This is a genomic window from Paraburkholderia nodosa, assembly GCF_001718195.1.
GTDB classification, from domain to species: domain Bacteria; phylum Pseudomonadota; class Gammaproteobacteria; order Burkholderiales; family Burkholderiaceae; genus Paraburkholderia; species Paraburkholderia nodosa_A.
Genome location: NZ_MCNV01000026.1, coordinates 64431 through 90900 on the forward strand (window position 1 = coordinate 64431; position 26470 = coordinate 90900).

The following is a 26470-nucleotide window of genomic DNA, read 5'->3' on the forward strand; positions in this document are numbered from 1 at the left end:
GCGGTCGCGGCACTCCAGACCGACCGCGCCTTAACATTCATCCACATTCGATCCGGCGCGGCGAACCTACTGAAAAGCCGCCAATTTCCTTTTGGATCAACGCATTAACTCCTCCCCACGCGCAAACGCTGCTTTGCGCTGTGCCGCCCTCCCGGCCTGGGACGCTCGCAAGAACGACCCCGGTGCTAATTTCATCTCGAAATCTCAAAAAAGATTCGTAAAAAGCAGGACCGGAGAGCGTCATGAAAATTTGCAGCCTCACCCAGGCGGGCCGCGCCGCAGCCTTCGCCTGCGCGCTCAATTGCCTCGGCTTCGCCGCCGCGCCGGCCCGGGCCGCGCTCGGCGACACCGCGACCGTACCGGCCGGCGCCGCCCAACGCAGCATCGGTGGCGGCGCCGGCCGCGTCGTCAGCTACGTCGACGACAACGGCACGACCATCAACGCCTATGTGGGCAGCGCGGCCGGGACGGTCTTCGCGTACACGTGGCAGGGGCCGGCTCAGCCCAACGTGGGGGCGCTACTGGGCCGTTACGCAGCCGACTGGCGCAGCGCCGCCGCGGCGCTTCACGCCACCGGCCACAACGGCCTGCACGCTGCGCGCGTGGACGGCGCTCAGGTCGTGGTCGAGACGGCCGGCCACATGCGCGCCTACGTGGGACGCGCGTGGCTGCCCGCCGCACTTCCCGCTGGCGTGAGCGTCGGGGATCTCCAATGAAGGCCCGCTCCCGGCGCCTCGCCCTCGTCGCCCCCCTCGCGCTCTTCTCGCTTTGCGCCGCGCTCACCGCGTGCGGTGGCGGCGATGCCGGAACCGCGTCCGCGAGCACAGGCGCCGCGGAACCCGCCAGCGCCTCAACTCCCTCGAGCGCGCCGTCGACCGCCGGCACGAGCCGCACGATTCCGCAATCGACCACGCCCAATGTCGTGGCCGTCACGGTGGGCCCGACGCCCACCTCGACGCGCAACATGCTGATGACGAGCGTCACGGTCTGCGTGCCGGGCACCGCGGACTGCGCGAGCGTCGACAACGTCCAGGTCGATACCGGCTCCCAAGGCCTGCGCCTGCTCGCTTCGGCGCTGCCGGCAGGCTTCTCGCTGCCCCCCGTGCCAGCCGGTGCGGGGGCCGACGTCGCCGGCGAATGCGCCGCGTTCGGCACGGGCTACACGTGGGGCACGGTGCGCAGCGCCGACGTGAAGCTCGCGGGCGAGACTGCCGCTTCACTGCCGATCCAGTTGATCGCCGACCCGGCCGTGCCCGCGTCAGCGCCGGACGGCTGCGCCGGCAGCGGCCTCGCGATGAACAGCGCCGCCACGCTGCGCTCGAACGGCATTCTCGGAGTCGGGCCGTTCAGCGCCGATTGCGGCGTGTCCTGCGTCAGGGCGGCAGCCACGCCGTGGTACTACGCCTGCCGCGCGAGCGGCTGCACGGCGAGCGCGCAACCGCTTGCGCAACAAGTCAGCAACCCGGTGGCGGGCTTTGCCACCGACAACAACGGCGTGATCATCGACCTGCCGCCCCTGGCTGACAGCGGCGCGTCCGGGGTGAGGGGGGCGATGATCTTCGGCATCGGCACACAGGCGAACAACGCGCTCGGCAGCGCGACGGTGCTGCGCGCGAACTCGGGCACCGGCTATGTGAAGACGACGACATCGGACGGCACGGTCTACTCGCTGAGCTACCTCGACACGGGCTCGAACGCGCTGTACTTCAACAGCCCGACGATGACGCGCTGCGGGTTCTGGTATTGCCCGAGTTCGCCGGTCAGCCTCGGTGCGACGATAGCCGGCATCGACGGTGTGGGCGCTTCCGTGACCTTCGCGGTCGCAAGCTCGACGACGCTGCTCGCCACCGGCAACTGGGCCTTCAGCAATCTCGCTGGCTACAACGGTCGCGCGTTCGGCTGGGGACTGCCGTTCTTCTTCGGGCGCCGCGTGTTCACGGCGATCGCCTTGCAGGACACCCCTGCAGGCAGCGGACCATTCTTCGCGTTTTGAGCGCGCCGGCGATCACCCAAGCCTTGTCAGCCACAAACGACGAAGGCCTCTTGCGAGGCCTTCATGAGCGCAGAATGCGCCAACGACGGGGCTGCCGTAGCAACGCCACGGCGAGCAGCGTGCGTTCGTTTTAATCGTTCGAGGCGTTCGGGTCGGGCGTGGTCTTCGCGAGCTTAGGCGGCGCGAGCCACCGGAACGTCGCGAGGCCCGACTCGTTGAAGGTGCACTCCGCGGCCGCCGGTGTGCCGACGGCCTTCTTGATACCAAGCTTTGCGACCAGCGCGGCGACCGGCGTGGTCGGCTTGCCCTCTGGCGTGCCGCCTTGGGCGACCGGAGCGGTGGGAACCGAAATCGTGCCGGGCAGCGCCGCCGCCTGCACCATCGGCGCCGTGACCGTGGGCGCCTCGTTGGCGCCCTGCGCCGTGGTGGACGCCGCCGCCGATGCGGCCGATGCGGCCGACGCCGCCGACGCCGACGGCGCCGAGGCGACCACGGCGGCCGAAGCCGCGCCGTTCTCGAGCTGCCCTTCGACCACCACACGGGCGCCACGATACGTCGTCGCGCTATGCGTGACCTTGAGGTCGCCGAGCGTCGTCTCGGCAAGGCGGCTACGCATCGCCTCTTCGCAGGCGCTGGTGTTGCGGTACTGCGCCGCGCATCCCGCGAGCAGGGTGACGGCGGCCGCGAGGCCGGCGAAGCATGCGTTACGTGTGTTCATCGCTCATCCGATTTTCAGGCTGCGGCAATTGTAGCGTACGGGGCGGGGAATCCCTGACGGCGCTCGCGCCCACCTGCGACCCTGCTATCATCGCTGCTGTATATCCGTACAGTGCCACGCGTGCTTCCCGACTCTCCCGATCCGTTCTATTACCTCGCGAACTTCGAGCGTGCGCTAGCGTGGCTCGACGCGCGCTGCGCCGACCTGTTCGACGACGCCGAGCGCCGCTTCGCCGACGAATTCATGCAGGTGCCGCAAGCATCTCGCGCGCTCTTCGTGCGCATGCTGATGCGTAAGGGTCCCTATTTTCGCGCCAGCCGGCTCGCGTACGACGAGATCGGCTGCCCGCGCGCGGCTGCGGCACCGCTCGTCGCGGCGGGTTGGCTCGACGACGCGCCCGCACTCGATCTCGGCGCGCTCGCCGCGCTCGTGACGAAAGCCGAACTGCAAGCGCTCGCCGAGCGACTTGGCATCGCGCTCGAAGCTCGCGCCACGCGCGCGGCAACGCTCGAGGCGCTCGATGCACACTATGCCGCCGCGCCCGAACCGCGCGACTGGCGTGCGTGGTTCCCGGCCTCGTCCGACACTGTGCTTTTGTTCGCGAGCGCCCCGCTCTGCGAGCGCCTGCGCCTGATGTTCTTCGGCAACCTGCATCAGGACTGGTCGGAGTTCGTGCTCGCCGACCTCGGCGTCTTTCGCTACGAAAGCGTGCCCTTCGATCACGCCTCGCGTGCGTTCCAGCGACGCGAGGACATCGACGCGTATCTGGCGCTGCGCGATTGCCGCGACGGACTCGAGAGCGCCGCCGAGACCCAGGACTTCAACGCTGCCGGCGCCATCACCGCAACACTCGCAGCACTCGACGCGCTGGCCCCGCGCACGCAAGCGAACGCCTGGCTGCGCGCTCGCCACGACAAGCTGCGTCACGCCGCGGGGCTCGCCGCCGAGCGCGCGGGCGAACCCGAACTCGCGTGGCGCGCTTATCTCGACTGCGCTCACCCTGAATCGCGTTACCGCCGCGTGCGTGTGCTCGAACAACTGAACCGACGCGAGGAAGCGCTGGCGCTCGCGCAGACCATTGCCGATGCGCCCGCAAACGAAGAGGAAGCGCAGCGCGCGGCGCGCGCGCTCGGGCGTCTCGCGCGCACGCGGGCGAAGTCGAAGACGAGCGCCGGGCCGGGGTTCGCGCAGCTCGAACTCGCGCTGCCCGCGGCGCCTGGCGCACTGCGCGTCGAGGAAGCCGCGCGCATCGCGCTCGCCGCGCCGCAAGCGCCCGTGTTCTATGTCGAGAACACGCTGATCAACGCGCTCTTCGGCCTGCTCTGCTGGCCCGCGCTGTTCGCGCCGATGCGAGGCGCGTTCTTCCACCCGTTCCAGCGCGGCCCCGCCGACCTGCACGCCGCCGACTTCGTCGCACGACGTGCTTCGCAGTTCGAAACATGTCTCGCCGAACTCGAAACGCACGCCTACCGCGAGTCGATTGTGCGCCGCTATGCGGAAAAATCCGGCATCCAGTCACCGTTCGTCGCGTGGCCCGCATTGAGCGACGAACTGCTCACGCTCGCCCTCAACTGCTTCCCCGCCGCTCATCTGCGCCTGTGGTTCGAGCGACTGCTGCGCGAACCCGTCGCGAACCGCTCGGGTCTGCCCGATCTCGTGCGCTTCTGGCCGCACGAGCGGCGCTACGAACTGATCGAGGTGAAAGGCCCCGGCGACCGCTTGCAGGACAACCAGCGCCGTTGGCTGGCCTATTGCGTGCAGCACGGCATGCCGGTTTCCGTATTGCAGGTGCGTTGGCCCAACCTGCACGACGCAGCCGAAGAAGCAGAAGAAGCCGTCGAAAACGCCGGCCAGGCGCTGCCCGCGCCATGAGCTACACGGTGGCCGTGCGCACGCTGTGCGAGTTCACCGCGAAGCGCGGCGACCTCGACTTGCGCTTCACGCCCTCGCCCGACGCAAGCGACGGCCGCGCCGGCCACGCCGCCATCGCCGCGCGGCGCCCGCCCGGCTACGAGACCGAGATCGCGCTTTCCGGCACGTTCGAATCGCTGAGCGTGCGCGGCCGCGCCGACGGCTACGATCCCGCGCGCCGCAGGCTCGAAGAATTCAAGACCTATCGAGGCGACCTCGATGCGATGCGCGAGAATCAGCGCGCGCTGCACTGGGCGCAGTTGCGCGTCTACGGCGCACTTCTCTGCGAAAAACTCGGCCTCGATGGGCTCGAACTCGCTTTGGTCTACTACGACATCGGTTCGGGGCGCGAGACGGCGCTCGTCGAGCATGCGAGCGCGCGGGAATTGCGCACCGCGTTCGAAACGCAATGTCGTCGCTTCGTTGCATGGGCCGAGCAGGAAAACGCCCACCGCGCCGCACGCGATACCGCGCTTGGCACACTGTGCCTGCCGCATCCGCAGTTTCGACACGGCCAGCGCGATCTTGCCGAAGCCGTCTGGCGCGCGGCGACACAGGGACGCTGTCTGCTCGCGCAGGCGCCCACCGGCATCGGCAAGACCATCGGCACGCTCTTTCCGCAGTTGAAGGCGTGCCCGCGCGCAGCGATCGACAAAGTCGTATTTCTGAGCGCGAAAAGCTCTGGGCGTCAGTTGGCACTCGACGCGCTCGCTACGCTGACAAGCGCGCAAGACGAAGCAAGCGCCGAAGCGCATCGAACGCCCGTGCCCCTGCGCGTGCTTGAACTCGTCGCGCGCGAAAAGTCGTGCGAGCATCCCGAAGCGGCATGTCATGGCGAATCGTGCCCGCTTGCGCGCGGCTTTTACGACCGTCTGCCGGCCGCGCGCGCGGCGGCGCTCGAGCGCGTGCGGCTCGACCGCGCGGCACTGCGCGAGGTGGCGAGCGAGCATGCCGTCTGCCCCTACTACCTTGGCCAGGAGCTGGCGCGCTGGAGCGACGTGATCGTCGGCGACTACAACTACTGGTTCGACGCGAGCGCCATGCTGTTCATGCTCGCCGCGCACAACCAGTGGCGCGCGAGCGTGCTCGTGGACGAAGCCCACAACCTCCCCGAGCGCGCCCGCGCGATGTATTCGGCGGAACTCGTGCAAACGCGCATCGACGCCGTGCGCCGCGCCGCGAGCGCACCGCTCAAGCGCGCGCTCGCGCGCCTGCAGAAGCACTGGAACGCGCAGAACGCCATGTTGCCCGGCGCCTGGCGCGCGAGCGACACCTTGCCCGAAGGCCTCGTCGCCGCGCTTGGCGACGTGATCGGGGCGATCGGCGACCAGCTCGCCGAACCCGCGCTCGTGCGCGATCCCGAACTCGAGCGCTTCTATTTCGACGCCCTGCACTTCACGCGCATTGCCGAACGCTTCGATACGCATTCACTCTTCGACGTCACGCCATTGGCGCATCAGAACGCGCGCCGCCCGCGTTCCACGATCGCCATCCGCAACATCGTGCCGGCGGATGCCTTGCGCCCGCGCATCGCCACGGCACATAGCATCACGCTCTTCTCGGCGACGCTCTCGCCCACGCATTACTACAGCGACATGCTCGGGCTGCCCGCCAACACGGTGAGCATCGACATCGACACGCCATTTCGCGCCGAGCAGCTCGACGTCCACATCGCCCGCCATATCTCGACGCGCTATAAGGACCGCGGACGTTCGCTCGAAGCGCTGGTCGGGCGCGTGGCCGCGCAATTTGTCGAACGCCCCGGCAACTATCTGTGTTTTTTCAGCAGCTACGACTATCTGCAGCAAGCCGCCGATGCGTTTGCGGCGCGCCATCCGGAGGTGGAAGTCTGGCTCCAGTCGCGCACCATGGACGAAGCGGATCAGCAGGCCTTCGTCGCGCGCTTCGTGGAAGGCGGCTGCGGCATCGGTTTCGCGGTGCTGGGCGGCGCGTTCGGCGAGGGCATCGATCTGCCGGGCACACGTCTCATCGGCACGTTCATCGCGACGCTCGGCATGCCGCAGGTGAACGCCGTGAACGAGGCGATGCGCGCACGCATGGATACGCTCTACGGCGACGGCTTCGACTACACCTACCTGATTCCGGGCCTGCGCAAGGTCGTGCAGGCCGCCGGGCGCGTGATCCGCACCGAGCAGGATCGCGGTGTCGTACACCTGCTGGACGACCGCTTCGCACAGCCCGGCGTGCGCGCGCTGCTGCCCACGTGGTGGCGTATCGCCACGAGTTAATCTGGATTCCAGATCAATCGTAACGTAAAAAACTGGCGCACGTTTCGGTGCGCCAGCCGTTGCTCCACTCAATCAAACAGGCTTCGCCTTGCCCCCGCCCTTGCCGCTCTTCTTCGGAGGCGGGGGCGGTGGATCGCCTTCCATGTCGTCGGCGGCCATCTCGCTCGCGATTTCGTCGACAGGCGGTGCCGCCGTTTTCTTGGCCTTCTTCGCCGGCTTGCTCTCCTTCACGTCGGGTGGCACAGCGATCTTGCTGATCGTGACTTGATCGTTCGTTTTGTCGTAGCCGATCTCGACGGTATCGCCCGACTGCAGCGCGTCGCCGAGTATCTCTTTGGCAAGGCGCGTTTCCACTTCCTGGCGAATCTGCCGCTTGAGTTCGCGCGCACCGAACTCCGGCTGATAGCCGGCCTCCACGAGATGATCGACGAGCGTCTGACCCATCAAGAGCGTGATGCCCTGCGCGGCCGCCGTGCGCGTCACGCGCTCGAGTTGGATCTGCACGATCGCGCGGATGTTCTCGCGCGAGAGCGCATGAAACACGATGATCTCATCGATGCGATTGAGGAACTCGGGCCGGAAGTGCCCCTTGAGCACCTTCATGAGTTCGGCACGGATCGTCTTGTCGTCGAGCCGCGACTTCTCCGGGCGCTCGAGGTTGTCCATGATGATCGACGCGCCCAGGTTGCTCGTGGCGATCAGGATCGTGTTGCTGAAGTCGACTACGCGGCCTTTGCCGTCGGTTAAGCGACCGCCGTCGAACACCTGCAGCAGGACGTTGTAGACGTCGGCGTGCGCCTTCTCGATCTCGTCGAGCAGAATCACGCTGTACGGGCGGCGCCGCACGCGCTCGGTAAGCTGGCCACCCTCGTCGTAGCCCACGTAGCCCGGCGGCGCGCCGATGAGCCGCGCCACCGCATGACGCTCCATGTACTCGCTCATGTCGATGCGGATGATCGCCTGCTCGTCGCCGAACACGGTTTCCGCCAGCGCCTTCGCAAGCTCGGTCTTGCCTACGCCGGTCGGCCCGAGGAACAGGAAGGTCGCGATCGGCCGGTTCGACTGACCGAGTCCGGCGCGCGAAAGACGTACGGCGTCGCTTACGGCGACCACGGCATCTTCCTGGCCTACCACGCGTTCGCGCAGCGTCTGTTCCATCTTGAGCAGCTTCTGGCGCTCTTCCTGGGTGAGATCCGCGACCGGAATGCCAGTGAGCCGCGACACGACCTCGGCAATCGACGCCACCGTGACTTCGAGCGTTTCCGAACCCGTCTTGCGCTGCCACGCCTCGGTCAGCTCTTCGAGCTTTGCCTGCTTCTCGTTGATGCGCTCCTCGAAACCCTTAGCCTCGTCGAAGCGCTTGCGCGACGCCGCGTAGTCCTGCTCGCGTTTGAGTTGCGCGATCTCCGCTTCGAGTTCCTGCATCTCGGCGGGACGCGACGTCGAACCGATGCGCACGCGCGCGGCTGCCTGGTCGATGAGATCGATCGCCTTGTCCGGCAAGAAGCGTGACGTGATGTAGCGATCCGACAATTCGGCCGCGGCCACGAAGGCGTCGTCGGCGAAGGTCACCTGATGGTGGGCTTCGAGCTTGTCGCGCAAACCGCGCAGGATCACGATGGTTTGCTCGACCGTGGGCTCCGGCACGAGCACGGGCTGAAAGCGCCGTTCGAGTGCCGCGTCTTTCTCGATGTACTTTTGATACTCGTTCAGCGTCGTGGCACCAATGAGGCTCAACTCGCCGCGCGCCAGCGCGGGCTTCAGCACGTTGGCAATATCGAGTCCGCCTTCGCCGCCGCCCTGCCCCGCGCCAACGATCGTGTGCAGTTCGTCGATGAAGAGGATCAACTCGTCGTGTTTCGCGGTCACTTCGTCGATCAGCTGCTTCGCGCGCTCCTCGAACTCGCCGCGGTACTTCGCGCCCGCGACCATCGAATTGATGTTCACCTCCACGAGCCGCTTGCCGCGCAGCACCTCCGGCACGTCGCCATTGACGATGCGCTGTGCGAGCCCTTCCACGATGGCGGTCTTGCCCACGCCCGGTTCGCCGATCAGCACCGGGTTGTTCTTCTTGCGCCGCGCGAGCACTTCGATCGTGCTCTCGATTTCCTGCGCGCGGCCCAGCACCGGATCGAGCTTGCCTTTCCGTGCCATGGCTGTCAGGTCCCGGCCGAACTTGTCGAGCGTGGGCGTGCCCGTAGGCGCATCGACGCGGCCATCTTCCGCGCCCTTGCCCACGACCTTCACGACCTTCTGGCGCAGCGCCTCGGGCGTCACGCCGTACTTCTTGAGCAGCGCGCCCGCAATGCTGTCGGGCACCGCGGCGAGTCCGATCAGCAGATGCTCGGGGCCGACGTACGAGTGACCGAGATCGCGCGAGGCCTGAAACGCGAACTGAAACGCTTTTTTCAGGCGCGGCGAAATCGTCATCTTGTCGATGGGCGCGTCGGGTGAAGCCGTGCCCTTTTGCGCGTGCTGATCGATATAGCCTTTGATGTCCTGCGGCGAGAGCTTCAACTCCTTCAGGAGTGCGGCGCAAACATCGGTGTCCGCCAGGACGTACAGCAGGTGTTCCGTGTCGAGTTCATTGCGCTGCAGTTCATGGGCTTTTTCCGCGGCGCGCTGCAGGATCTCGAGCGTCTGCTCGCTGAAGGCATCGGTCGCGTCCACGGATTCACGCGGCACCTCGGCGGCGAGGTCGTGCCCCTCGTCGTCGTGCTCGTCCTCGCCGCCTTGTCCACCGAAAAAGCGTGACAGGCCACTGCCGCCCAGCAGCGAATCGAACGGGTTGAGCATGCTTTGGTGACGCATCAGATGGCGGTAGTCGTAGTCGCAGATCGACATGGACTTGCGCTGCCCGTTTTGCACGACAGTCACGCGCGCGACTGCAGGCCGGGAGTTACAAATTTCGCAAAGAGTGGGCATGGTCGGCTTGTCTCCGAGGGTTCGGAATCGCGCCGCCGAAGTTGGCAAAACGCTGGCACAACCTCGCGGCATGATTCGGTGCAACGCGAGCGCTCATTCAGCGGTTGCACCAGCAAAGCGACAAATCGGCGAGCACGCGCTGGAACACGACGACGCGGTGCTGTGGCTGACGATGACCTTGCGGACGGCATGAATCGCACGTATCGCGTGCGCATGCCGCCATGCACAGGTGCAAACGATTGTGGCAGGAAACGATCGCCGGCGCGTCGAACATGCGCCGCTCGGTGCGAGATGCTTGAGCGCCCACAGCAAAGAAAAAGGGCGGGACATGAGTCCCGCCCTGAGAGCGCGCTCGGCGCGCGCGAGGAGAGCAACTGCGCGTGGCAGTCATCCGCAAAAATTACGCCGCGGTGTCACGCGCGATGGTTTGCAATCGTGCGCGCCACGCTTTCTCAACGGCGGTTCGAGCCCGACACCACGTCGATCCACACGGCAAGCACGAGAATGCCGCCCTTCACAATCATCTGCCAATACGCGTCCACGTCGAGCATCGACATGCCGTTGTCGAGGCTCGCCATCACGAGTGCGCCGATCAGCGCGCCATACACGGTGCCGGAACCGCCGCGCATCGACGTGCCGCCGATAAAGCAGGCCGCAATCGCGTCGAGCTCGCCCATCGTGCCCGCCGAGGGCGAACCCGCCGCGAGACGCGCCGTATTGACGATACCCGCGAAGGCACACATGAGACCCATGAGCGCGAAAATGACAAGCTTCACGCGGTTCGTGTTCACGCCCGAAAGGCGCGTGGCTTCGAGGTTCGAGCCCACCGCGTAGATACGCCGGCCGAACACGGTTTGCGTGGCGATCCATGTGAAGATACCGAGCAGCGCGAGCAGCAGCAGCACGGGCACCGGAATGCCGCCATAGCTGTCGAGCATCAGCACGAAGGCAAGCAGGATCGCACCCGCGCCGACGATCTTCACGCCGTCTTGCCAGAGTGGCACGACGCTCAGCTGATAGCGCCTGCGGTTCGCACGCTGGCGCACCGTAAGCACGGCGAGCAGCACGAAGAGCGCGAGCGCCAGCACGTCGCCCGCCACGCGCGGCAAGTAGCCCTGGCCGAGAAACACGAAGTGATCGGACACCGGCGCGATGGTCGAGCCGCCCGTGATGCCGAGCAGCACGCCGCGAAACGCGAGCATGCCGCCGAGACCCACGATGAACGACGGCACGCGGCGGTACGTCGACCACCAGCCGTTGAAGAGCCCGACGAGCACGCCAAGCACGAGCACCGCCGGCACGGTCACGCCGATCGGCCAGCCGCGATTCACATCGAGAATCGCCGCGACGCCGCCGAGCAGGCCGAGCAGCGAGCCGACCGATAGATCGATCTCGCCCGCGATGATGACGAACACCATGCCGCACGCGAGCATGCCGGTAATCGACATCTGCCGCAGCAGGTTAGACACGTTGCGCGGCGTGACGAACGCGCCGTGCGTGAGCAGCGAAAAGAACAGCCAGATCACCGCTACTGCGAGCAGCAGCGCGAGGATCTTGTAGCGGGCGAAGAGTTGCTGGAAACGCATGGCGAAGCCATTACCGCCTTGCGGCAGGTCTTCGCGTGCGCCCTGGGTCGTGACGTCGGGGGTCATACTGCACTCGCTGTATCGGGTTGGGCGCGCACGCTCTGGATCGCTGCGCCGAGAATGTCTTCCTGGGTGAGGTCGTCATTGACGAAGTCGCCGCGCAACTCGCCCTCGCCGATCACGAGCACGCGGTCGCTGATGCCCAGCACTTCGGGCAATTCGGACGACACCATCACGATCGCCACACCGCGTTTGGCCAACTGGAAGATCAGTTTGTAGATCTCGTACTTCGCGCCGACATCCACGCCGCGCGTCGGCTCGTCGAGGATCAGCACCTTCGGGTCGGTGAGCAGCATCTTGGTGAGCACCGCCTTCTGCTGATTGCCGCCCGAGAGGCTCGCAATCGACAGCATGGGGTTCGCCGCGCGCACCGAAAGGCGCTGCATCTCCGTGCGGATCGTATCGAGTTCCGCGGCCGTGTCGATGCGGCCGTGCCTCGAAAAGCGCTGCAGCACCGAGAGCGTGATGTTGTGGCCCACGCCCAGTTGCGGCACGATGCCGTGACGCTTGCGGTCCTCGGGCACCATGGCGATGCCCGCGTTGATCGCGTCGAGCGGCGAACGGATTTTCAGCGGCTTGCCATCGAGCAAGACCGTCGCGGTGCATGCGCCCGCATACGCACCGAAGATCGCCTGCATGGTTTCCGTGCGGCCCGCGCCGACGAGTCCGGCCACGCCGAGGATTTCGCCGCGACGCACCGAGAACGAGACGTCGTCCACGCGCTTGCGGCGCGGATTCGTCACGTCGTAGCAGGTCACGTTGCGGGCCTCGAACACGACCTCGCCGATGTCATGCGCCTCGCGCGGAAAGAGATTGCGGATCTCACGCCCCACCATCTGCGCGATGATCCGATCGGTCGTGAGCGTCGCCATCGGCTCGGTGGCCACGTGCCGGCCGTCGCGAATCACGCTCACCGTGTCGCACACGGCTTCGACCTCGTCGAGCTTGTGCGAGATGTAGACGCACGCCACGCCGCGGCGCTTCAGGTCGCGCACGATGTCGAGCAGGATCTTCGTTTCCGCCGCCGTGAGCGAAGACGACGGCTCGTCGAGAATCAGCAGCTTCGCGCGCTTGTTCAGCGCCTTCGCGATCTCGATGAGCTGTTGATGGCCGCCGCCATAGTTCATCACCGGCTGCGCCACGTTGATGGCGTCGATGTTCAGCTCGCGCAGCAATTCGTCGGCGCGCTGGTACATCGCCGCGTAATTCATGCGCCCGCCCGGCAGCGTGATTTCGTTGCCGAGAAAGATGTTCTCGGCCACCGACAGCTCGGGCACGAGCATCAGTTCCTGGTGGATGATGACGATGCCCGCGCGTTCGGTGTCGCGCACGCTTTGCGCTTCGAGCGGCGCGCCTTCCCAACGGATCTCGCCGCTCCAGGTGCCGTGCGGGTACACGCCCGAGAGCACTTTCATGAGCGTGGATTTGCCGGCGCCGTTCTCGCCGCACAGCCCCACGCATTCGCCGGGTCGCACGGTGAGGTCGATGCCGTCGAGCGCTTTCACGCCCGCAAAGGACTTGACGATGCCGCGCATCGTCAGCAAGGATTCGGTCATACGCTGGTTACTCGCTGCGATGGCCCGCGCGCGACGCAGTAGCCACATTCGTGGCCACACTCGTGGAGCGCACGGGCCGTCAGGCCATGAGCGTTACTGGCTTGCCAGTTGCGCCTGCGTATAGAAGCCGTCCTTCACGACGACGTCCACGTTGCTCTTCGTGAGCAGCGTCGGCTGCAGCAGCACCGTATCGACCTTCTTCTTGCCGTTGTCGTACTGCGCGTTGTACGCGGGCTTCTGGCCCTTCGCCAGATCGACGGCGAGCTTCGCGGCTTCGCCCGCGATGAGCTTGAGCGGCTTGTAGACCGTCATGGTCTGCGTGCCCGCCACCACCCGCTTGACCGCTGCGAGGTCCGCGTCCTGGCCCGACACGGGCACCTTGCCCGCGAGATGCTGCGCGGCGAGCGCCTGGATCGCGCCGCCCGCCGTGCCGTCGTTCGAGGCGACGACTGCGTCGATCTTGTTGTTGTTCGCGGTGAGCGCGTCTTCCATGATGCGCAGCGCCGTCGACGCGCTCCACTCCGGCACCCACTGCTGGCCGACCAGCTTGATGTCGCCACGGTCGATGGCCGGCTTGAGGACCTTCAGCTGTCCTTCACGCAGCATCTTCGCATTGTTGTCGGTCGGCGCGCCGCCCAGCAGGAAGTAGTTGCCCTTCGGCTGTGCATCGTAGACGCCCTTCGCCTGGAGCTCGCCCACCTTCTCGTTGTCGAACGAGATGTACGCGTCGATGTCGGCGTCGAGGATCAGGCGGTCATACGAAACGACCTTGATGCCCGCCTTCTTCGCTTCGGCAACGACATTGGTGAGCGCCTTCGAGTTGAACGGCACGATCACGATCACATCCACGCCGCGCGAGATGAGGTTTTCGATCTGCGAGACCTGACGCTCTTCGCTCGCGTCCGCCGACTGCACCGACACCTTCGCGCCCATCTTTTCCGCGGCGGCGACGAAGTAGTCGCGGTCGCGCGACCAGCGCTCGACACGCAGGTCGTCGATGCAGAAGCCGATCTCGGGATGATCCTTGCTCGCGTGCGCGAGCGGTGCAGCAAGCGACAGGCTCGCGAGCACGGCCCCGCATACGAGCGAACTCAGAACCGAACGACGTTTGGCGAAATTCATGTCTCCATACTCCTCTTGATGCCGGTGCGCAGGCGCGCGCGAACGCGTCGCCGCCGCGGCGATGGTTATCAGGGTGCTGCCGATGTAAATGCGGAACACACGCGAAACAGCACAGCGTGCGGTATAACCGTAGGACGACTAATCAGCTGCACGACTACACTGGCCGTGCAGTTTTTTCTTCGCCGGCGCCGCTAGTCAGGCGCCGGTGGCGAAAACCGGTTCGAGCGCGCGATACAGCGCGCTAAAGGTTGGACGGCGCGCCTCGCGATACCAGGCGTGGCGTGCGGCGTCAGGTTCGCGAATCGCCAGCACGGGCGGCTGCGGGCACACTTCGTCGAGCGGCGCGCCCGGTTCGAGCGCGAGATGCGCGAGGCGCGCGGCGCCAAGGGCCGGCCCCACCTCGCCGCCTGCGCGCAACGTGAGCGCACGGCCGCTGATATCGGCGAGCATCTGCGTCCACCAGGCGCTGCGCGAGCCGCCGCCAATTACCGTGATCGTGTCCGGCACGAGCCCCGCCGCATGCAACGCATCCATGCCGTCGAGCAGCGCGAAACCCACGCCTTCCAGCGTTGCGTTCGCCAGATCGGCGCGCGAGGTCTGCGGGGTCATACCGTAGAACACGCCCTTCGCGTTGACGTTGTTGTGCGGCGTGCGCTCGCCGCTCAGATACGGCAGGAACCACGGCCGGCGCGCGTCGCGCTCGGCGTTCGAGTTTGCCTCGGCGTCGGCGAGCAACGCGGCGACGCTTTCGTAACCCGTCAGTTGCGCCGTGAAGTCGAGGCAGCTGGCCGCGTTGAGCATCACCGACATCAGGTGCCACGTATGCGGCAACGCATGGCAGAAGCTGTGCACCGCGGAATCGGGATTGGCGAGAAAGCCGTCCGAAACTGCGAAATAGACACCGGAAGTGCCGAGCGAAAGCATCGCGTCGCCGGGCCGCACGATGCCCACGCCCACGGCGCCCGCCGCGTTGTCGCCGCCGCCCGCCACGACCGGAATTTCGCGCAGGCCGAATTGCCGCGCGAGTTCGGGCCGTAGCGTGCCGGTCACCCGGTTGCCTTCGAATACCTCCGGCATTTGGGCGCGCGTGAGGCCGCACGCTTCAAGCAAGGTCTCGCTATAGTCGCGCTTCGCAATATCGAGCCACAGCGTGCCGGCGGCATCGGAGGGATCGGTGGCGAACACGCCCGTGAGCAGCCAGCGCAAATAGTCCTTCGGCAACAGCACGTGCGCGATGCGCGCGAAGATCTCAGGCTCGTGCTTGCGCACCCACAACAGCTTCGGCGCCGTGAAGCCCGGCATCGCGAGATTGCCCGCGATGGCGTGCAACTGCGGTACGGCGCGCTCCAGCTCGAGACATTCGGTATCCGAACGACCGTCGTTCCACAGTATGGCGGGACGCAGTACCTCGCCCTGCGCGTCGAGCAGCGTCGCGCCGTGCATCTGGCCGGTCAGGCCGAGCGCCTCGATGCGTGCGGGGTCGAAGCCGCGCCCGCGCGCCTCGTCGATGAGTGCGCGCAACGCGCTCTGCGTGGCGAGCCACCAGTCTTGCGGCGCCTGTTCGGACCAGCGCGGCTGCGGCCGGCTCACGGTGAGCGGCTCGCTCGCGCTGCCGAGCACATCGCCCGCGCGATCGAGCAGCACGGCCTTCACGCCCGACGTGCCGAGGTCGATACCGATGAACATGTCTCCGTCCTGATTTTTTGCGTCAGTTTGCCTTCAATCGCAAACGGCGCAATTGCGAATTTGACGGCGCGCGCTAATGATTTTTCGCGCGCCGTGGCACGGCTAGCGCTGGCCGTAGATGGCCTGGTTCACGACATTCTCGAGCCGCTCCTGCTGGCCGCTCGCGTGCTGCGGATTCATGCCGTGCGAGATTGCGTCGGCGGCGAGCGACGAGAGCGAATAGCCGCCGGCGAGAATCTTGCGGCCGAACTCGCTGTCCCAGCCCGCGTAGCGCTGGCTGCGGAACTGCTCGAGCCGGTCGTTTTCCACGAGCGCCGCACCGCGCTCGAGCGCCAGCGCGAGCACGTCGATCGCACCCACGTGACCATAGAACATGTCTTCCGGATCGCTGCTCGCGCGGCGCACCTTCGCGTCGAAGTTCATGCCGCCCGTGGTAAAGCCGCCGTGGCGCAGGATCTCGTAGAACGCGAGCGTCAGTTCTTCGACGCTGTTCGGGAACTGGTCCGTATCCCAGCCGTTTTGCGGATCGCCGCGGTTCGCGTCGACGCTGCCGAACACACCCAGCGCGAACGCGGTGGCGATTTCGTGGTGGAACGAGTGGCCTGCGAGCGTCGCGTGATTGGCCTCGATATTCACGCGGATTTCGTTTTGCAGACCGTATTGCGTGAGGAAGCCGTGCACCGTCGCAACGTCGTAGTCGTACTGGTGCTTGGTCGGCTCCTGCGGCTTCGGCTCGATCAGCAGCGTGCCGGTGAAGCCGGTGCGGTGCTTGTGCTCGACCACCATCGAAAGGAAGCGTGCGAACTGCTCGCGCTCGCGCTTGAGGTCGGTATTGAGCAGCGTGTCATAGCCTTCGCGGCCACCCCACAGGACGTAGTTCTCGCCGCCCAGCTTGCGCGTCGCGTCGAGCGCATGACATACCTGCGTGGCCGCGTAGGCGAAGACTTCGGGGTTGGGGTTGGTCGCGGCGCCGCCGGCGTAGCGCGGATTCGAAAACAGGTTGGCGGTGCCCCAGAGCAGTTTCACACCGCTCGCCTGCTGGCGCTCGCCGAGGTAGTCGACCATGCGCTTGAAGTTTTCCGTGTAGTCCTTCAGGTCCTTGCCTTCCGGAGCGACGTCGGTGTCGTGGAACGTGTAATAAGGCGTGCCTAGCTTCGAGAAAAACTCGAACGCCGCGTCGGCCTTCTGGTGCGCGCGTTCCATGGCGTCGCCGGGCTGCTGCCACGGGCGGTGAAACGCGCCCTGCCCGAAGATATCGTTGCCGGGCCAGACGAACGAATGCCAGTAGCACACGGCAATGCGCAGATGCTCCTCGAGCGTCTTGCCGAGCACCTTTTTGCTACGGTCGTAGTGATGGTACGCAAGCGGATTGTCCGACTGCGGGCCTTCGTATCGAATGGCGGGAATATGTTCGAAATACGACATGATGTCTCCAATGTTGTTGCAGCGCAGCGGCGCAGCGTGCATCCCTCTGTGTGACGCCATACTGCCCGCGACGCGCAAAGCGCGGCAATTGCGAAATTGCGTGAGACCTCTAACGTTTCCTGCCGACGGGCGCGACCGGCCTGCCCGCGAACCCGAATCTGGGCCTAAAATAACCGGACGCTTAAAATGACGCGCCGCAGGCGCCAGAGACATCGTAGCGCGGTGCACCTTGGCGCGCACCGCGCCCGAACTGGAGACATGGCGGTTTTCCGCCGGCGATCCGCGCCGGGCGAACAACCGCCGACCCGACATGACCCGTGCCCCCGCTTCCCAGACACCCCACCGGATCGCGCTGCTGTTCAACGCGAATAAGGTGTACGACCGCGAGATCATTGCGGGGATTGGCCACTATCTGCGCTCCACGCGCGTCGCATGGGACCTCTTTCTCGAGGAAGACTTCCGCTGTCGCCTCGCGGGCATCGAACGCTTCGACGGGGACGGCATCATTGCCGACTTCGACGACCCCGACGTGGCCGACGCCCTGCGCGGCTGCCCGCTGCCGGTGGTCGCCGTGGGCTCGTCATTCGAAGACGCCGCCCAGTACCCGGCCGACGTGCCCTATATCGCGACCGACAACCGCAAACTGGTCTCGCTGGCCTGGACGCATCTGATCGGTGCGGGCCTGCCGAACCTCGCGATGTACAGCCTGCCCGTCGCGCAGGAAAACCGCTGGGCGCAGGAGCGCGAACTGGCGTTCCAGGCGCTCGCCCGCGAAGAAGGCGTGCAGGCGCCGATCTACCGCGGCCAGGCCACCAGCGCCAGCGCCTGGAACCAGGCCATCGAGCAGTTGAGCGTCTGGCTGCACAGCCTGCCCAAGCCCGTGGGCGTGATCGCCGTGACCGACGCACGGGCGCGGCATTTGCTCCAGGCGTGTCTGATTCACGGCATTGCCGTGCCCGAGCAGGTGGCGATCATCGGCATCGACAACGATCCGCTCACCCGCACGCTCACGCGCATTCCGCTCTCGTCGGTCATCCAGGGCACGGAGGAAATGGGCAAGACCGCCGCGCACTTGTTGCACCAGATGCTGCGCGGTGCACGTTTTCCGGGCCAACGCATTCTGGTGCCGCCCGTCGGCATCAACGTGCTCGAATCGACCCGCCACGAACCGCTGTCGAGCCCGCATGTCATGCGTGCGCGCCACTTCATCCGCCAGTACGCCTGCCAGGGCATCAAGACCGAGCAGGTGGCCGACTATGTCGGCGTATCGCGCTCGTCGCTGGAAGACTATTTCCGGCGTGAACTGCAATGCACGGTCCACCAGGAAATCCTGCGCCACAAGCTCGACGCCGCCAAGGCGATGCTCGCGAGCCGCGACGCCTCGAGCGCGGAGGTGGCGATCCGCTGCGGATTCACGTCGCTGCAGTACATGTATGCCGTATTCCGGCGCGAACTGGGATGCACGCCGCGCGAATATCAGGACAGTGTCGCGAACGCTTCGGGCCCACGCCTGTCCACTTGATGAAGCGGCTTCGGCCATCCCGGACAAACACGCTTTCTTCATACGTTCCCTTCACCTCATGAACACTCTTGCTGCCCATCTGACTTCCGAACCGTGGGGCGCCCTGCCCGGCGGCGACGCCGTGCGGCTCTACACGCTGCGCAACGCGCAGGGCATGAAGGTGACAGTCAGCGACCTCGGCGCCACGCTCGTCTCATGGCTCGCGCCCGATCGCGCCGGCCGCCTCGCGGATATCCTGCTCGGCCACGACACGCCGGCGGACTATCTCGCCGCCACCACGTACATGGGCGGTCTGGTGGGACGCTGGGCCAACCGCATCGCCGGTGCGCATTTCACGCTGGACGGCATCGACTATCCGCTCGATCGCAACGAGAACGGCAATCTGCTGCACGGCGGCGCGAACGGCTTTCATCGGCAGATGTGGCAGGTGGAAGAGGATCGGGGCTCGCTGGTGCTGCGACTCGACTCACCCGAAGGCGACGGCGGCTTTCCGGGCAACGTGAGCGTGCAGGTGCGCTACACGCTCGACGACGACGGCACGCTGACGCTCGAATACGAGGGCGTGACCGATGCGCCTACGCCGCTCAATCTCACGAGCCACGGCTATTTCAACCTCTCCGGCGAGGCGAGCCCGGACATTCGCGGCCACGTGCTGACGATCGACGCGGACGCCTTCCTCGAAGTCGACCCGCAGTTGATTCCCGCGCGCATCGCCGACGTCTCGGGCAGCGCCTTCGACTTCCGCCATGGCGCGCCGCTCGGCGCGCGGCTCGACTGGCCGAACGCCCAGCTCGAGCGCGCACGCGGTTTCGACCACTGCTACGTGCTGCGCGCACCCGAGAGCACGGCAGGCACGCTGCACGCCGCGCCGGGGCGATGGCCGGTGCGGCCGGTCGCGCGCGTCTACGAGCCGGGCAGCGGACGCGAGCTTGCCGTCTCGACCGACCAGCGCGGCCTGCAGCTTTATACGGGGAATTATCTGGAGGGACAGCCGGGACGCCGGGGCGCGACGTGTGCGCGCTATGCGGGGCTGTGCCTCGAAGCGGGCGGCTTCCCGAACCAGATCAACATGGAAGCGCCCGCCTGTGACGAAGTGGTGCTGCAGCCCGGCAAGACCTATCGGCAGGTCACGCAATACCGCGTAAGCGTGCTCGCCTGAAGCCGGGCGCGAGGCCTTACGACACCTTGTCGTACTGATACACGCCGCGGCCGGTCTTGCGGCCGAGCTGGCCCGCCGCGACCATCTCGCGCAGCAGCGGGCACGCACGATACTTCGAGTCGCCGAAGTCCTTCAGAAACACGTCCATCACCGAAAGACACACGTCGAGGCCGATCAGGTCCGCCAGCGCGAGCGGGCCGATCGGATGATTGGCGCCGAGCTTCATGCCGGCGTCGATTTCCTCGGCGCTCGCAATGCCTTCCGCGAGCACGAAGAACGCTTCGTTGATCATCGGCACGAGAATGCGGTTCACCACGAAGCCCGGCGCGTTTTTCACGGCGATCGGCGTCTTCTCGAGGCGCAGCGCCATTTCGCGCACCGACTCGGCGACCTCCGGGCGCGTCTGCAGGCCGCGGATCACCTCGACGAGCGGCATCATCGGCACCGGGTTGAAGAAGTGCATGCCTATGAAGCGCGACGGGTCGGCAAGCGTGGTCGCGAGGGCCGTGATCGAGATCGACGAGGTGTTCGACGCAACGATCGCGTCGGGGCGGGCCGCGGCTTCGATCTGCTTGAGAATGCGCGTCTTGAGCTCGGCGTTCTCGGTCGCCGCCTCGATCACGAGATCGACGCTCGCGAGGCGCTGATAGTCGGTGGTCGTTTCGATGCGTGCGAGCGCGGCGTCGCGCGCGCCGGCTTCGAGCTTGCCCTTCGAGACGAGCCGCTCGAGGCTATGGGTGAGCGTGGCGACGCCCTTGGCGAGCGCCGCATCGGTGACGTCGATCATCACCGCCTTGAGCCCCGCCACCGCCACGGCCTGGGCGATGCCGTTGCCCATCGTGCCTGCGCCCACGATCCCTACCGATTCGATTGCCATGCCTCGTCCTCACTCCTTGTCTGCGACTCCGGCGTGTCGCTATGGAAAATGCCGGTCGTGCGGCGCAATGCGTGGTGCACCGCACCAATACCCACAGTGTAACGGGTTGCGGGAATCGACTGGCGCCCGCGTGACGGGGAGGACCTGCGGCGAAGCGCCTGCGCGGCGGCGTGAAGACCCTGCCGGTCAAGCGCCGGCGAGGCGGCCGTACTCGATTGGCGTGCGCGTATAGAAGAGTTCGACGCCGCCCGCTTCGAGCGTGACGAGGAGCGCGTCGATAGAGGGCTCGTCGGCGACGATCAGCACCACGGCGGGCTCGTCGGCCAGATCGAAGAAGTGGGCGGCGTGCATCTTTCCGTGGGCGTCGAGGCCTTCGTAGCCTTCCAGCACGGTGATGCCGAAGACGCCCTGCGCACGCGCGGCGTCGATGATCCACGCGACCGCCGACTTGTGGCCCTTCTTGTGCTTGCGGCTCGTATAGAGCGTGAGTTGACTGCCTGCGGGCATGGGACCTCCATGCAGTCGGAAATCCAGTCATTGAGCGCCGCGCGACAGGCGGCATGCAAAAAAATTCTAGCACGCGTCCTGACAGACGCCGGGATGCCCGCTGGCACCCTAGAAGTTGTACTGGAAGTAGATCTGACTGAAGTTCGTACCCGGATTCGGCGCCTTGATATCCGCGTTCGACAAATGCTGGAAGCGGAACCCGGCCTGATAGTTGCCGTGCTCGCCGAACTGCGCACCAACACCGACCATGTCGACGAACTGGAAGGACGTCGACGTCGCGCGATCGGGCGTCTGCCGGACGTGCGAGAGAAAGTGAAAGCCCACGCCCGCCTCGATGAAGGGCTTGAACCAGCCGCTGTCCTTGATGAAGCGAAAAACGGGCGTCACGCCGTATTCCCAGATATGCGAGTAGACGGCGTCCGGCGCATTCAGCTTCCAGTAGGCGACATGCGCTTCACCAACCAGCGTGAAGTGATACCCGCCGATGTGCCACCACTGCAGGCCCGGATCCCACACCAGGCCGAGGTCGAGCTTTTTCACGTCGTGGTCCGCTACGCCCGCTCCAAGCTGCACGCCAAACGTGTTGTCCGCCTGCGCGCCGGCGGCGCCGAGGGCGCACAGCGCGGTGAGCGCCCAACGCACTGCATGAGCGTGCCAGACGAATCTTCTTACTTTCATAGCTTTCCCCGATTCGATCGATTCAGCATGACGCCATGCATCGGGCACAACCACGATTCGCGCAGGTTCGGCACCCGCACAAATCCCATACGAAATGCACTACGCGCTTGTCACCTGGACAGAACAAATAGCATCACGCCCCAATGTTCACTAATGACTGGCGCACATATGAGAGCGAAGTTTAGCGTCGAAAAATCGAACACGCTCGCTGGCGAGCCAACAGATCACCCCACTGCAAGGCCCTGTAGCTTCACAATGACTGACTGCCAGCTTTCAGTTTCGATTATTGAGGCGAATAAATGGTGCTGATCGATTATTGACGGAAGGATTTGCGAAATAGGACTCACCTCGTTAACGAATCCGTCTCAATTACGAGTTTTAGATTTACCGGGCATTCAGATCTCTGAATAACGATTTTCAGACTTGCTGGTCGTCCCGATATCCCCCTGCGTAAAACCGGCATGGCGCCTGGACCCGGGTATTCCCGAACATCGCGGAATGCGCTGCGCAGCTGTACCCAAATTGAGGACAGACAGCGCGCAGGCGCCTCGCATAATCCGCGTGAATTGTGATCCGCGGCAAACAACAACGTCATAACCCTTGCCACGCTCACGTCCCGGTGCTTAGGAGGAGACACATGAGCCCAATCCCGCAAGGGCATGCTTCGCGCGTGCCGCAAACGTCCGCGCAGGCACAGTCAAACTGCGCAGCCGCCACCGAACAAGTCACGCGCAAGGTCTCGCGCCATTTGCTCGGCTTCCTGTTCCTGCTGTTCGTCGTCTCGTTCCTCGACCGCATCAACATCGGGTTCGCAGGCCTGACGATGATGAAGGACCTCGGCCTGTCGAGCACGCAGTTCGGCTTTGCCACCACCCTCTTCTACGTCGCCTATATCGCGTGCGGCATTCCGGGCAATCTGATGCTCGCGCGCGTCGGTGCGCGCCGCTGGATCAGCTTCATCATGATTGCGTGGGGCCTCGCCTCCACCGCGACGATGTTCGCCACCAACGCCACCACGCTCTACTGGCTGCGCATGCTGGTTGGCGTGACCGAGGCAGGCTTTCTGCCCGGCATGCTGCTCTATCTCACCTGCTGGTTCCCGAGCGCGTGGCGCGCCCGCGCCAACGCGCTCTTCATGATCGCGATGCCCGTGACGGCCGCGCTCGGCTCCGCAGTCTCAGGCTTCATCCTCAAACTCGACGGCCATGCGGGACTCGCCGGCTGGCAATGGCTGTTCGTGCTCGAAGGCATGCCGGCCGCACTGCTCGGCTGCGTGGCGTTCTTTTATCTTGACGACACGCCGCGCGCCGCGCGCTGGCTCAGCGAGCAAGAAAAACGCACGCTCGAAGCCGCGCTCGCCGAACCGGCCGACACCCTCGCTGCGCCTAAGGCGCAAGCAGCGAGCGAACGCAGCCTCTGGCAGCAACTGCGCTCGCCCGTGGTCCTGCGCTTCGCGGCGGCGTACTTCTGCCTCGTCAATACGCTCGCGATGGTCGCAGTATGGGCACCGCTGATCGTGAAGGGCTTCAGCGCCGGTGCGAGCAACGTCACCGTGGGCCTCGTCGCGACGATTCCGCAGATCGTCACCATCGTCGCGATGATCGTGTGGGGGCGCCGCTCGGACAGGCGTCAGGAACGCAAATGGCACCTCGCCGCGCCGATGCTGCTTTCCGGGCTTGGCTGCGTGCTGACGGCGCAAGGCGGCGCGCCGCTCGTGCAGTTGCTTGGCGTGTGCCTCGCATCGGCGGGGTCGTACACGGCGATGTCGATCTTCTGGACCACGCCCGATCAGGCGTTCACGCCGCAGGCGCGCGCAGTGGGTATCGCCGTGATCAATGCGATCGGCAATATCAGCTCGGCGGCGAATCCGCTCGTGGTCGGCTGGCTCAAGGACGCGACGCACAGCTATGCCGCGGGGCTCATCTATTCCGCGGTGCTGCTCGTGCTGGGGGCGGTGATCGTCGCGACGTTGCCGATCGGGCGCGCTGGCCGCAGCGATCGGGAGAAGGAAGTGAAAGCCGTGCCTCGCGCGGCGGCTTGAGCGAACTTCAGAATGCAACTCGCGCGACGGTGAGCGTCACGCGATTTCGTTAAACCGGCGCGCAAGGCAGTGCGTTACGCGCCCTACGCTGCTAGCGTTCCGCGCCTGCGCCGCTGCGGCGCGCGGTGAATCCCGGCAAGCGCTTCACGAAGCCGGTGGCAAGCGCGGTGCCCACAAGAATCGCCGCGCATGCCTCGACCATGCCCATCGACACGCGCTCGCCGAGAAAGAGCGCGCCCCACAGAATGCCGAAAATCGGGATCACGAACGTCACCGTGATCGCGCGCGCCGGGCCCACCGCTGCGATCAGGCGGAAGAACAACAGATACGCGATGCCCGTGCACGCCACGCCAAGGCCGAGCACCGCGCCCCATGCATGCAGCGAGATGGGAGTAGCCGGCCAGGTTGCCACGGCGAACGGCGCGAGCACGAGCGTCGCGCCCGTCATCGTCCCGGCGGCGACCGTGAGCGGATCGACGCCCGTGAGATGGCGCTTCGTGTAGCTCGCGGCAACGCCATACAGCGCCGCAGCAACGAGCGCCGCGAAAGCGGCAAGCGCGGCGCTGGTGGATGATGCGCCGTCGCCGGCGTGCGTCACGACCTGATCCCACACCAGTGCGAGCACACCCGCGAAACCGATCGCGAGACCGACCACGCGCAGGCCACTCAAACGATCCTTGAGCCAGACATACGCGACGACGGCGCCCCACAGCGGCGTGGTCGCGTTGATCACGGACGTGACGCCCGCGGAGAGCGTGAGTTCGGCCCACGCGAAGAGACAGAACGGCGCGGCCGAATTGAGGATGCCGACAATGAAAAGCGGCCACGCGCGTTCGCGCAGCGTGCCGAGCGCTTCGCGCGCGGGGCGGCGCGAAAACAGCACGAGCAGCAGGAACAGCGCGCCGATGCCGACGCGCAACGCCATCAGCGGCGCGACGCCGAAGTCGGTCACGCCGACGCGGATGAACAGAAACGACCCGCCCCACAGGGCGGCGAGGAGGACCAGTTGCGCGAGTTCGATCGGGTTCATGTGAAGTGGCGCTGAGTGAGCACGGATTTGCGCGCGGGCGCGCGATTGCACGAATCACCGGCGCGAGGGTATGCGTATCGTAAGGCGAGCGGCACGCGCCGTATAACGAAGGATTCTCACCGATATGTGAGAAAAATTAACAGCCGGATCTTGCGGTCTCGTTCGTGCGCTTCTGTGCTTCTTGTTTTTTCGCGGCGCACAAAAGACAAAGCCCGCGTAATCTTTCGACTACGCGGGCTCTATTTCTGGTCGGGGCGAGAGGATTTGAACCTCCGACCACCTGCACCCCATGCAGGTACGCTACCAGGCTGCGCTACGCCCCGAGAGCTAGAAAGTATAACAGAGAGTTTCCCTAATTAGAACCGCTTCGCACGTAATTCGTGAACGACTCACATGCATGCCTTCAGCGGGGTGTTTCAGCGCCCGAGCAGATCGAGCACATGCAGCAATTCCTTGCGCAACTGATCGACGTCCACGAGGGCGGTCTTGCCTTCGGCGACCGGTGCCCCCACGGTTTCCGACTGCCCGGCTTCGTCGACTGCCGCCCCATGCGAGTCGAGCCGATTGCGCGCGCCGTTGATCGTGAACCCCTGCTCGTAGAGCAGTTCGCGTATGCGACGGATCAGCAATACCTCGTGATGCTGGTAATAGCGACGATTGCCGCGCCGCTTCACCGGCTTCAACTGCGTGAACTCCTGCTCCCAATACCGCAGTACGTGAGGCTTCACGCCGCACAGCTCGCTCACCTCGCCAATGGTGAAGTAGCGCTTGGCGGGTATGGGAGGCAAGACGACCTTTTCGCTTGTCGATGTCATCGCCGGGTTGCCGTCGTGGGGGTTGCGCAATGAGGCGTCGCCGCCTGGGTCCTTGAAGTCCGCTATTTCTACTTATACGTTCACGCCCGCCAGATTGCCACCAGCGCGGGCAAACAACCTCAACGCATCAACGCGGGAAGCTCGCCTCGGCACCGCTCTCCACGAGCGCCTTCAACTTCTGGCTCGCATGGAACGTCACCACGCGACGCGCCGCGATGGGTATCGCCTCGCCCGTCTTCGGGTTACGGCCGGGTCGTTGCGGCTTGTCGCGCAACTGAAAATTGCCGAAGCCGGACAGCTTCACGCTGTCGCCGCTTTCAAGCGCGTCGCGAATCACTTCGAAGAAGGCTTCGACCATGTCTTTCGCTTCGCGCTTGTTGAGACCGACGTTGTCGAACAGCAGCTCAGCGAGTTCGGCTTTCGTCAGCGTGGGCGTGTCGTTCGTGGCGCTTGCCGACGAGGCAGGAATGTCGCGAATCATGGCGCTACGCTGTGCCGCAAGAAGGGCTTCGAAATCACTCGAGTTCATTTCGTTCATCTATCTATGAAATGGCGCGCTGCCGGTTGCGGGGTTGACGTGCTGCCTCGCAAACCGGAAGCCGATGTCGGT

At 65.6% G+C, this 26470-nt stretch carries 20 protein-coding genes and 1 tRNA gene; 7 read left to right on the plus strand and 14 right to left on the minus strand.

All coding sequences use genetic code 11. From position 1 onward, the window contains the following. Positions 1-242: 242 nt before the first annotated feature. Positions 243-716: a DUF2844 domain-containing protein gene (locus BFD71_RS31320; protein WP_069268173.1), complete on the plus strand. Its 474-nt coding sequence runs from the start codon at positions 243-245 to the stop codon at positions 714-716. After that, positions 713-1993 carry a DUF3443 domain-containing protein gene (locus BFD71_RS31325; RefSeq protein ID WP_069268174.1) on the plus strand — a complete coding sequence of 427 codons (1281 nt, stop codon included), beginning with the start codon at positions 713-715 and terminating at the stop codon, positions 1991-1993. The genes BFD71_RS31320 and BFD71_RS31325 overlap by 4 nt, the downstream gene beginning before the upstream one ends. 130 nt (positions 1994-2123) lie before the next feature. On the opposite strand, the gene BFD71_RS31330 is transcribed toward BFD71_RS31325, so the two are convergent. Beyond that, complete coding sequence (locus BFD71_RS31330; protein WP_069268175.1) at positions 2124-2711, minus strand: hypothetical protein; 588 nt, start codon at positions 2709-2711, stop codon at positions 2124-2126. Between the two features lie 120 nt (positions 2712-2831). On the opposite strand from BFD71_RS31330, the gene BFD71_RS31335 reads away from it, so the two are divergent. Together BFD71_RS31335 and BFD71_RS31340 are read left to right on the plus strand one after the other, a co-directional pair. Then, the gene (locus BFD71_RS31335) at positions 2832-4583 is read left to right on the plus strand and encodes a VRR-NUC domain-containing protein (protein ID WP_069268176.1); all 1752 of its coding nucleotides are present in this window, start codon (positions 2832-2834) and stop codon (positions 4581-4583) included. After that, on the plus strand, positions 4580-6871 hold the full coding sequence (locus BFD71_RS31340) for an ATP-dependent DNA helicase (protein ID WP_069268177.1): 2292 nt from the start codon (positions 4580-4582) through the stop codon (positions 6869-6871). The genes BFD71_RS31335 and BFD71_RS31340 overlap by 4 nt, the downstream gene beginning before the upstream one ends. Positions 6872-6943: 72 nt before the next feature. On the opposite strand, the gene BFD71_RS31345 is transcribed toward BFD71_RS31340, so the two are convergent. From BFD71_RS31345 to xylA, 6 genes are all read right to left on the minus strand, one after another. Then, positions 6944-9796, minus strand: coding sequence for an ATP-dependent Clp protease ATP-binding subunit (locus BFD71_RS31345; protein ID WP_069268178.1), 2853 nt, complete (start codon positions 9794-9796; stop codon positions 6944-6946). A 452-nt stretch (positions 9797-10248) separates the two neighbouring features. Beyond that, complete coding sequence (locus BFD71_RS31350) at positions 10249-11448, minus strand: sugar ABC transporter permease (RefSeq protein WP_069268179.1); 1200 nt, start codon at positions 11446-11448, stop codon at positions 10249-10251. Further along, the gene (xylG, locus tag BFD71_RS31355) at positions 11445-12986 is read right to left on the minus strand and encodes a D-xylose ABC transporter ATP-binding protein (protein ID WP_441830679.1); all 1542 of its coding nucleotides are present in this window, start codon (positions 12984-12986) and stop codon (positions 11445-11447) included. Before xylG ends, BFD71_RS31350 begins: the two co-directional genes overlap by 4 nt. Positions 12987-13091: 105 nt before the next feature. Then, positions 13092-14120, minus strand: coding sequence for a D-xylose ABC transporter substrate-binding protein (xylF, locus tag BFD71_RS31360; protein WP_069268207.1), 1029 nt, complete (start codon positions 14118-14120; stop codon positions 13092-13094). Between the two features lie 195 nt (positions 14121-14315). After that, positions 14316-15806: a xylulokinase gene (gene xylB / locus BFD71_RS31365; RefSeq protein WP_069268180.1), complete on the minus strand. Its 1491-nt coding sequence runs from the start codon at positions 15804-15806 to the stop codon at positions 14316-14318. A gap of 102 nt (positions 15807-15908) precedes the next feature. After that, positions 15909-17231 carry a xylose isomerase gene (gene xylA, locus BFD71_RS31370; RefSeq protein ID WP_069268208.1) on the minus strand — a complete coding sequence of 441 codons (1323 nt, stop codon included), beginning with the start codon at positions 17229-17231 and terminating at the stop codon, positions 15909-15911. Positions 17232-17541: 310 nt separating this feature from the next. Between xylA and BFD71_RS31375 the strand changes: the two genes are divergently transcribed. Both BFD71_RS31375 and BFD71_RS31380 read left to right on the plus strand, forming a co-directional pair. Next, entirely contained in the window at positions 17542-18753 is a 1212-nt protein-coding gene (locus BFD71_RS31375) for a XylR family transcriptional regulator (protein ID WP_069268209.1), read from the plus strand. A gap of 58 nt (positions 18754-18811) precedes the next feature. Continuing rightward, a complete protein-coding gene (locus BFD71_RS31380) occupies positions 18812-19912 on the plus strand; it encodes an aldose epimerase family protein (RefSeq protein WP_069268181.1) in 1101 nt (366 codons plus the stop codon). A gap of 16 nt (positions 19913-19928) precedes the next feature. On the opposite strand, the gene BFD71_RS31385 is transcribed toward BFD71_RS31380, so the two are convergent. The 3 genes from BFD71_RS31385 to BFD71_RS31395 form a co-directional block, all read right to left on the minus strand. After that, on the minus strand, positions 19929-20789 hold the full coding sequence (locus BFD71_RS31385; RefSeq protein ID WP_069268182.1) for a 3-hydroxybutyryl-CoA dehydrogenase: 861 nt from the start codon (positions 20787-20789) through the stop codon (positions 19929-19931). A 186-nt stretch (positions 20790-20975) separates the two neighbouring features. Continuing rightward, a complete protein-coding gene (locus BFD71_RS31390) occupies positions 20976-21296 on the minus strand; it encodes a DUF190 domain-containing protein (RefSeq protein WP_069268183.1) in 321 nt (106 codons plus the stop codon). A 108-nt stretch (positions 21297-21404) separates the two neighbouring features. Beyond that, positions 21405-21974 carry an acyloxyacyl hydrolase gene (locus BFD71_RS31395; protein WP_069268184.1) on the minus strand — a complete coding sequence of 190 codons (570 nt, stop codon included), beginning with the start codon at positions 21972-21974 and terminating at the stop codon, positions 21405-21407. Positions 21975-22611: 637 nt separating this feature from the next. Between BFD71_RS31395 and BFD71_RS31400 the strand changes: the two genes are divergently transcribed. After that, positions 22612-24015 (plus strand): MFS transporter, encoded by a 1404-nt coding sequence (locus BFD71_RS31400; RefSeq protein WP_083245566.1) that lies wholly within the window; start codon positions 22612-22614, stop codon positions 24013-24015. Between the two features lie 91 nt (positions 24016-24106). On the opposite strand, the gene BFD71_RS31405 is transcribed toward BFD71_RS31400, so the two are convergent. The 4 genes from BFD71_RS31405 to BFD71_RS31420 all read right to left on the minus strand — a co-directional run bounded on the left by BFD71_RS31405 (position 24107) and on the right by BFD71_RS31420 (position 26398). Continuing rightward, the gene (locus BFD71_RS31405; protein ID WP_069268185.1) at positions 24107-25045 is read right to left on the minus strand and encodes a DMT family transporter; all 939 of its coding nucleotides are present in this window, start codon (positions 25043-25045) and stop codon (positions 24107-24109) included. 246 nt (positions 25046-25291) lie between these two features. Continuing rightward, positions 25292-25368 (minus strand) — tRNA-Pro (locus BFD71_RS31410). 93 nt (positions 25369-25461) lie between these two features. After that, positions 25462-25860, minus strand: coding sequence for a MerR family transcriptional regulator (locus tag BFD71_RS31415; RefSeq protein WP_069268186.1), 399 nt, complete (start codon positions 25858-25860; stop codon positions 25462-25464). A gap of 127 nt (positions 25861-25987) precedes the next feature. Next, positions 25988-26398 carry an integration host factor subunit alpha gene (locus tag BFD71_RS31420; protein WP_028204248.1) on the minus strand — a complete coding sequence of 137 codons (411 nt, stop codon included), beginning with the start codon at positions 26396-26398 and terminating at the stop codon, positions 25988-25990. Positions 26399-26470 lie beyond the last annotated feature (72 nt).

Bases quoted from the DNA above. Each gene is read 5' to 3' on its own strand.
- BFD71_RS31320 (WP_069268173.1), top strand. From the start codon at position 243: ATGAAAATTTGCAGCCTCACCCAGGCGGGCCGCGCCGCAGCCTTCGCC.
- BFD71_RS31325 (WP_069268174.1), top strand. From the start codon at position 713: ATGAAGGCCCGCTCCCGGCGCCTCGCCCTCGTCGCCCCCCTCGCGCTC.
- BFD71_RS31330 (WP_069268175.1), bottom strand. From the start codon at position 2,711: ATGAACACACGTAACGCATGCTTCGCCGGCCTCGCGGCCGCCGTCACC.
- BFD71_RS31340 (WP_069268177.1), top strand. From the start codon at position 4,580: ATGAGCTACACGGTGGCCGTGCGCACGCTGTGCGAGTTCACCGCGAAG.
- BFD71_RS31345 (WP_069268178.1), bottom strand. From the start codon at position 9,796: ATGCCCACTCTTTGCGAAATTTGTAACTCCCGGCCTGCAGTCGCGCGC.
- BFD71_RS31350 (WP_069268179.1), bottom strand. From the start codon at position 11,448: ATGACCCCCGACGTCACGACCCAGGGCGCACGCGAAGACCTGCCGCAA.
- xylF (WP_069268207.1), bottom strand. From the start codon at position 14,120: ATGAATTTCGCCAAACGTCGTTCGGTTCTGAGTTCGCTCGTATGCGGG.
- xylB (WP_069268180.1), bottom strand. From the start codon at position 15,806: ATGTTCATCGGTATCGACCTCGGCACGTCGGGCGTGAAGGCCGTGCTG.
- xylA (WP_069268208.1), bottom strand. From the start codon at position 17,231: ATGTCGTATTTCGAACATATTCCCGCCATTCGATACGAAGGCCCGCAG.
- BFD71_RS31375 (WP_069268209.1), top strand. From the start codon at position 17,542: ATGACCCGTGCCCCCGCTTCCCAGACACCCCACCGGATCGCGCTGCTG.
- BFD71_RS31380 (WP_069268181.1), top strand. From the start codon at position 18,812: ATGAACACTCTTGCTGCCCATCTGACTTCCGAACCGTGGGGCGCCCTG.
- BFD71_RS31385 (WP_069268182.1), bottom strand. From the start codon at position 20,789: ATGGCAATCGAATCGGTAGGGATCGTGGGCGCAGGCACGATGGGCAAC.
- BFD71_RS31390 (WP_069268183.1), bottom strand. From the start codon at position 21,296: ATGCCCGCAGGCAGTCAACTCACGCTCTATACGAGCCGCAAGCACAAG.
- BFD71_RS31395 (WP_069268184.1), bottom strand. From the start codon at position 21,974: ATGAAAGTAAGAAGATTCGTCTGGCACGCTCATGCAGTGCGTTGGGCG.
- BFD71_RS31400 (WP_083245566.1), top strand. From the start codon at position 22,612: ATGAGCCCAATCCCGCAAGGGCATGCTTCGCGCGTGCCGCAAACGTCC.
- BFD71_RS31405 (WP_069268185.1), bottom strand. From the start codon at position 25,045: ATGAACCCGATCGAACTCGCGCAACTGGTCCTCCTCGCCGCCCTGTGG.
- BFD71_RS31415 (WP_069268186.1), bottom strand. From the start codon at position 25,860: ATGACATCGACAAGCGAAAAGGTCGTCTTGCCTCCCATACCCGCCAAG.
- BFD71_RS31420 (WP_028204248.1), bottom strand. From the start codon at position 26,398: ATGAACGAAATGAACTCGAGTGATTTCGAAGCCCTTCTTGCGGCACAG.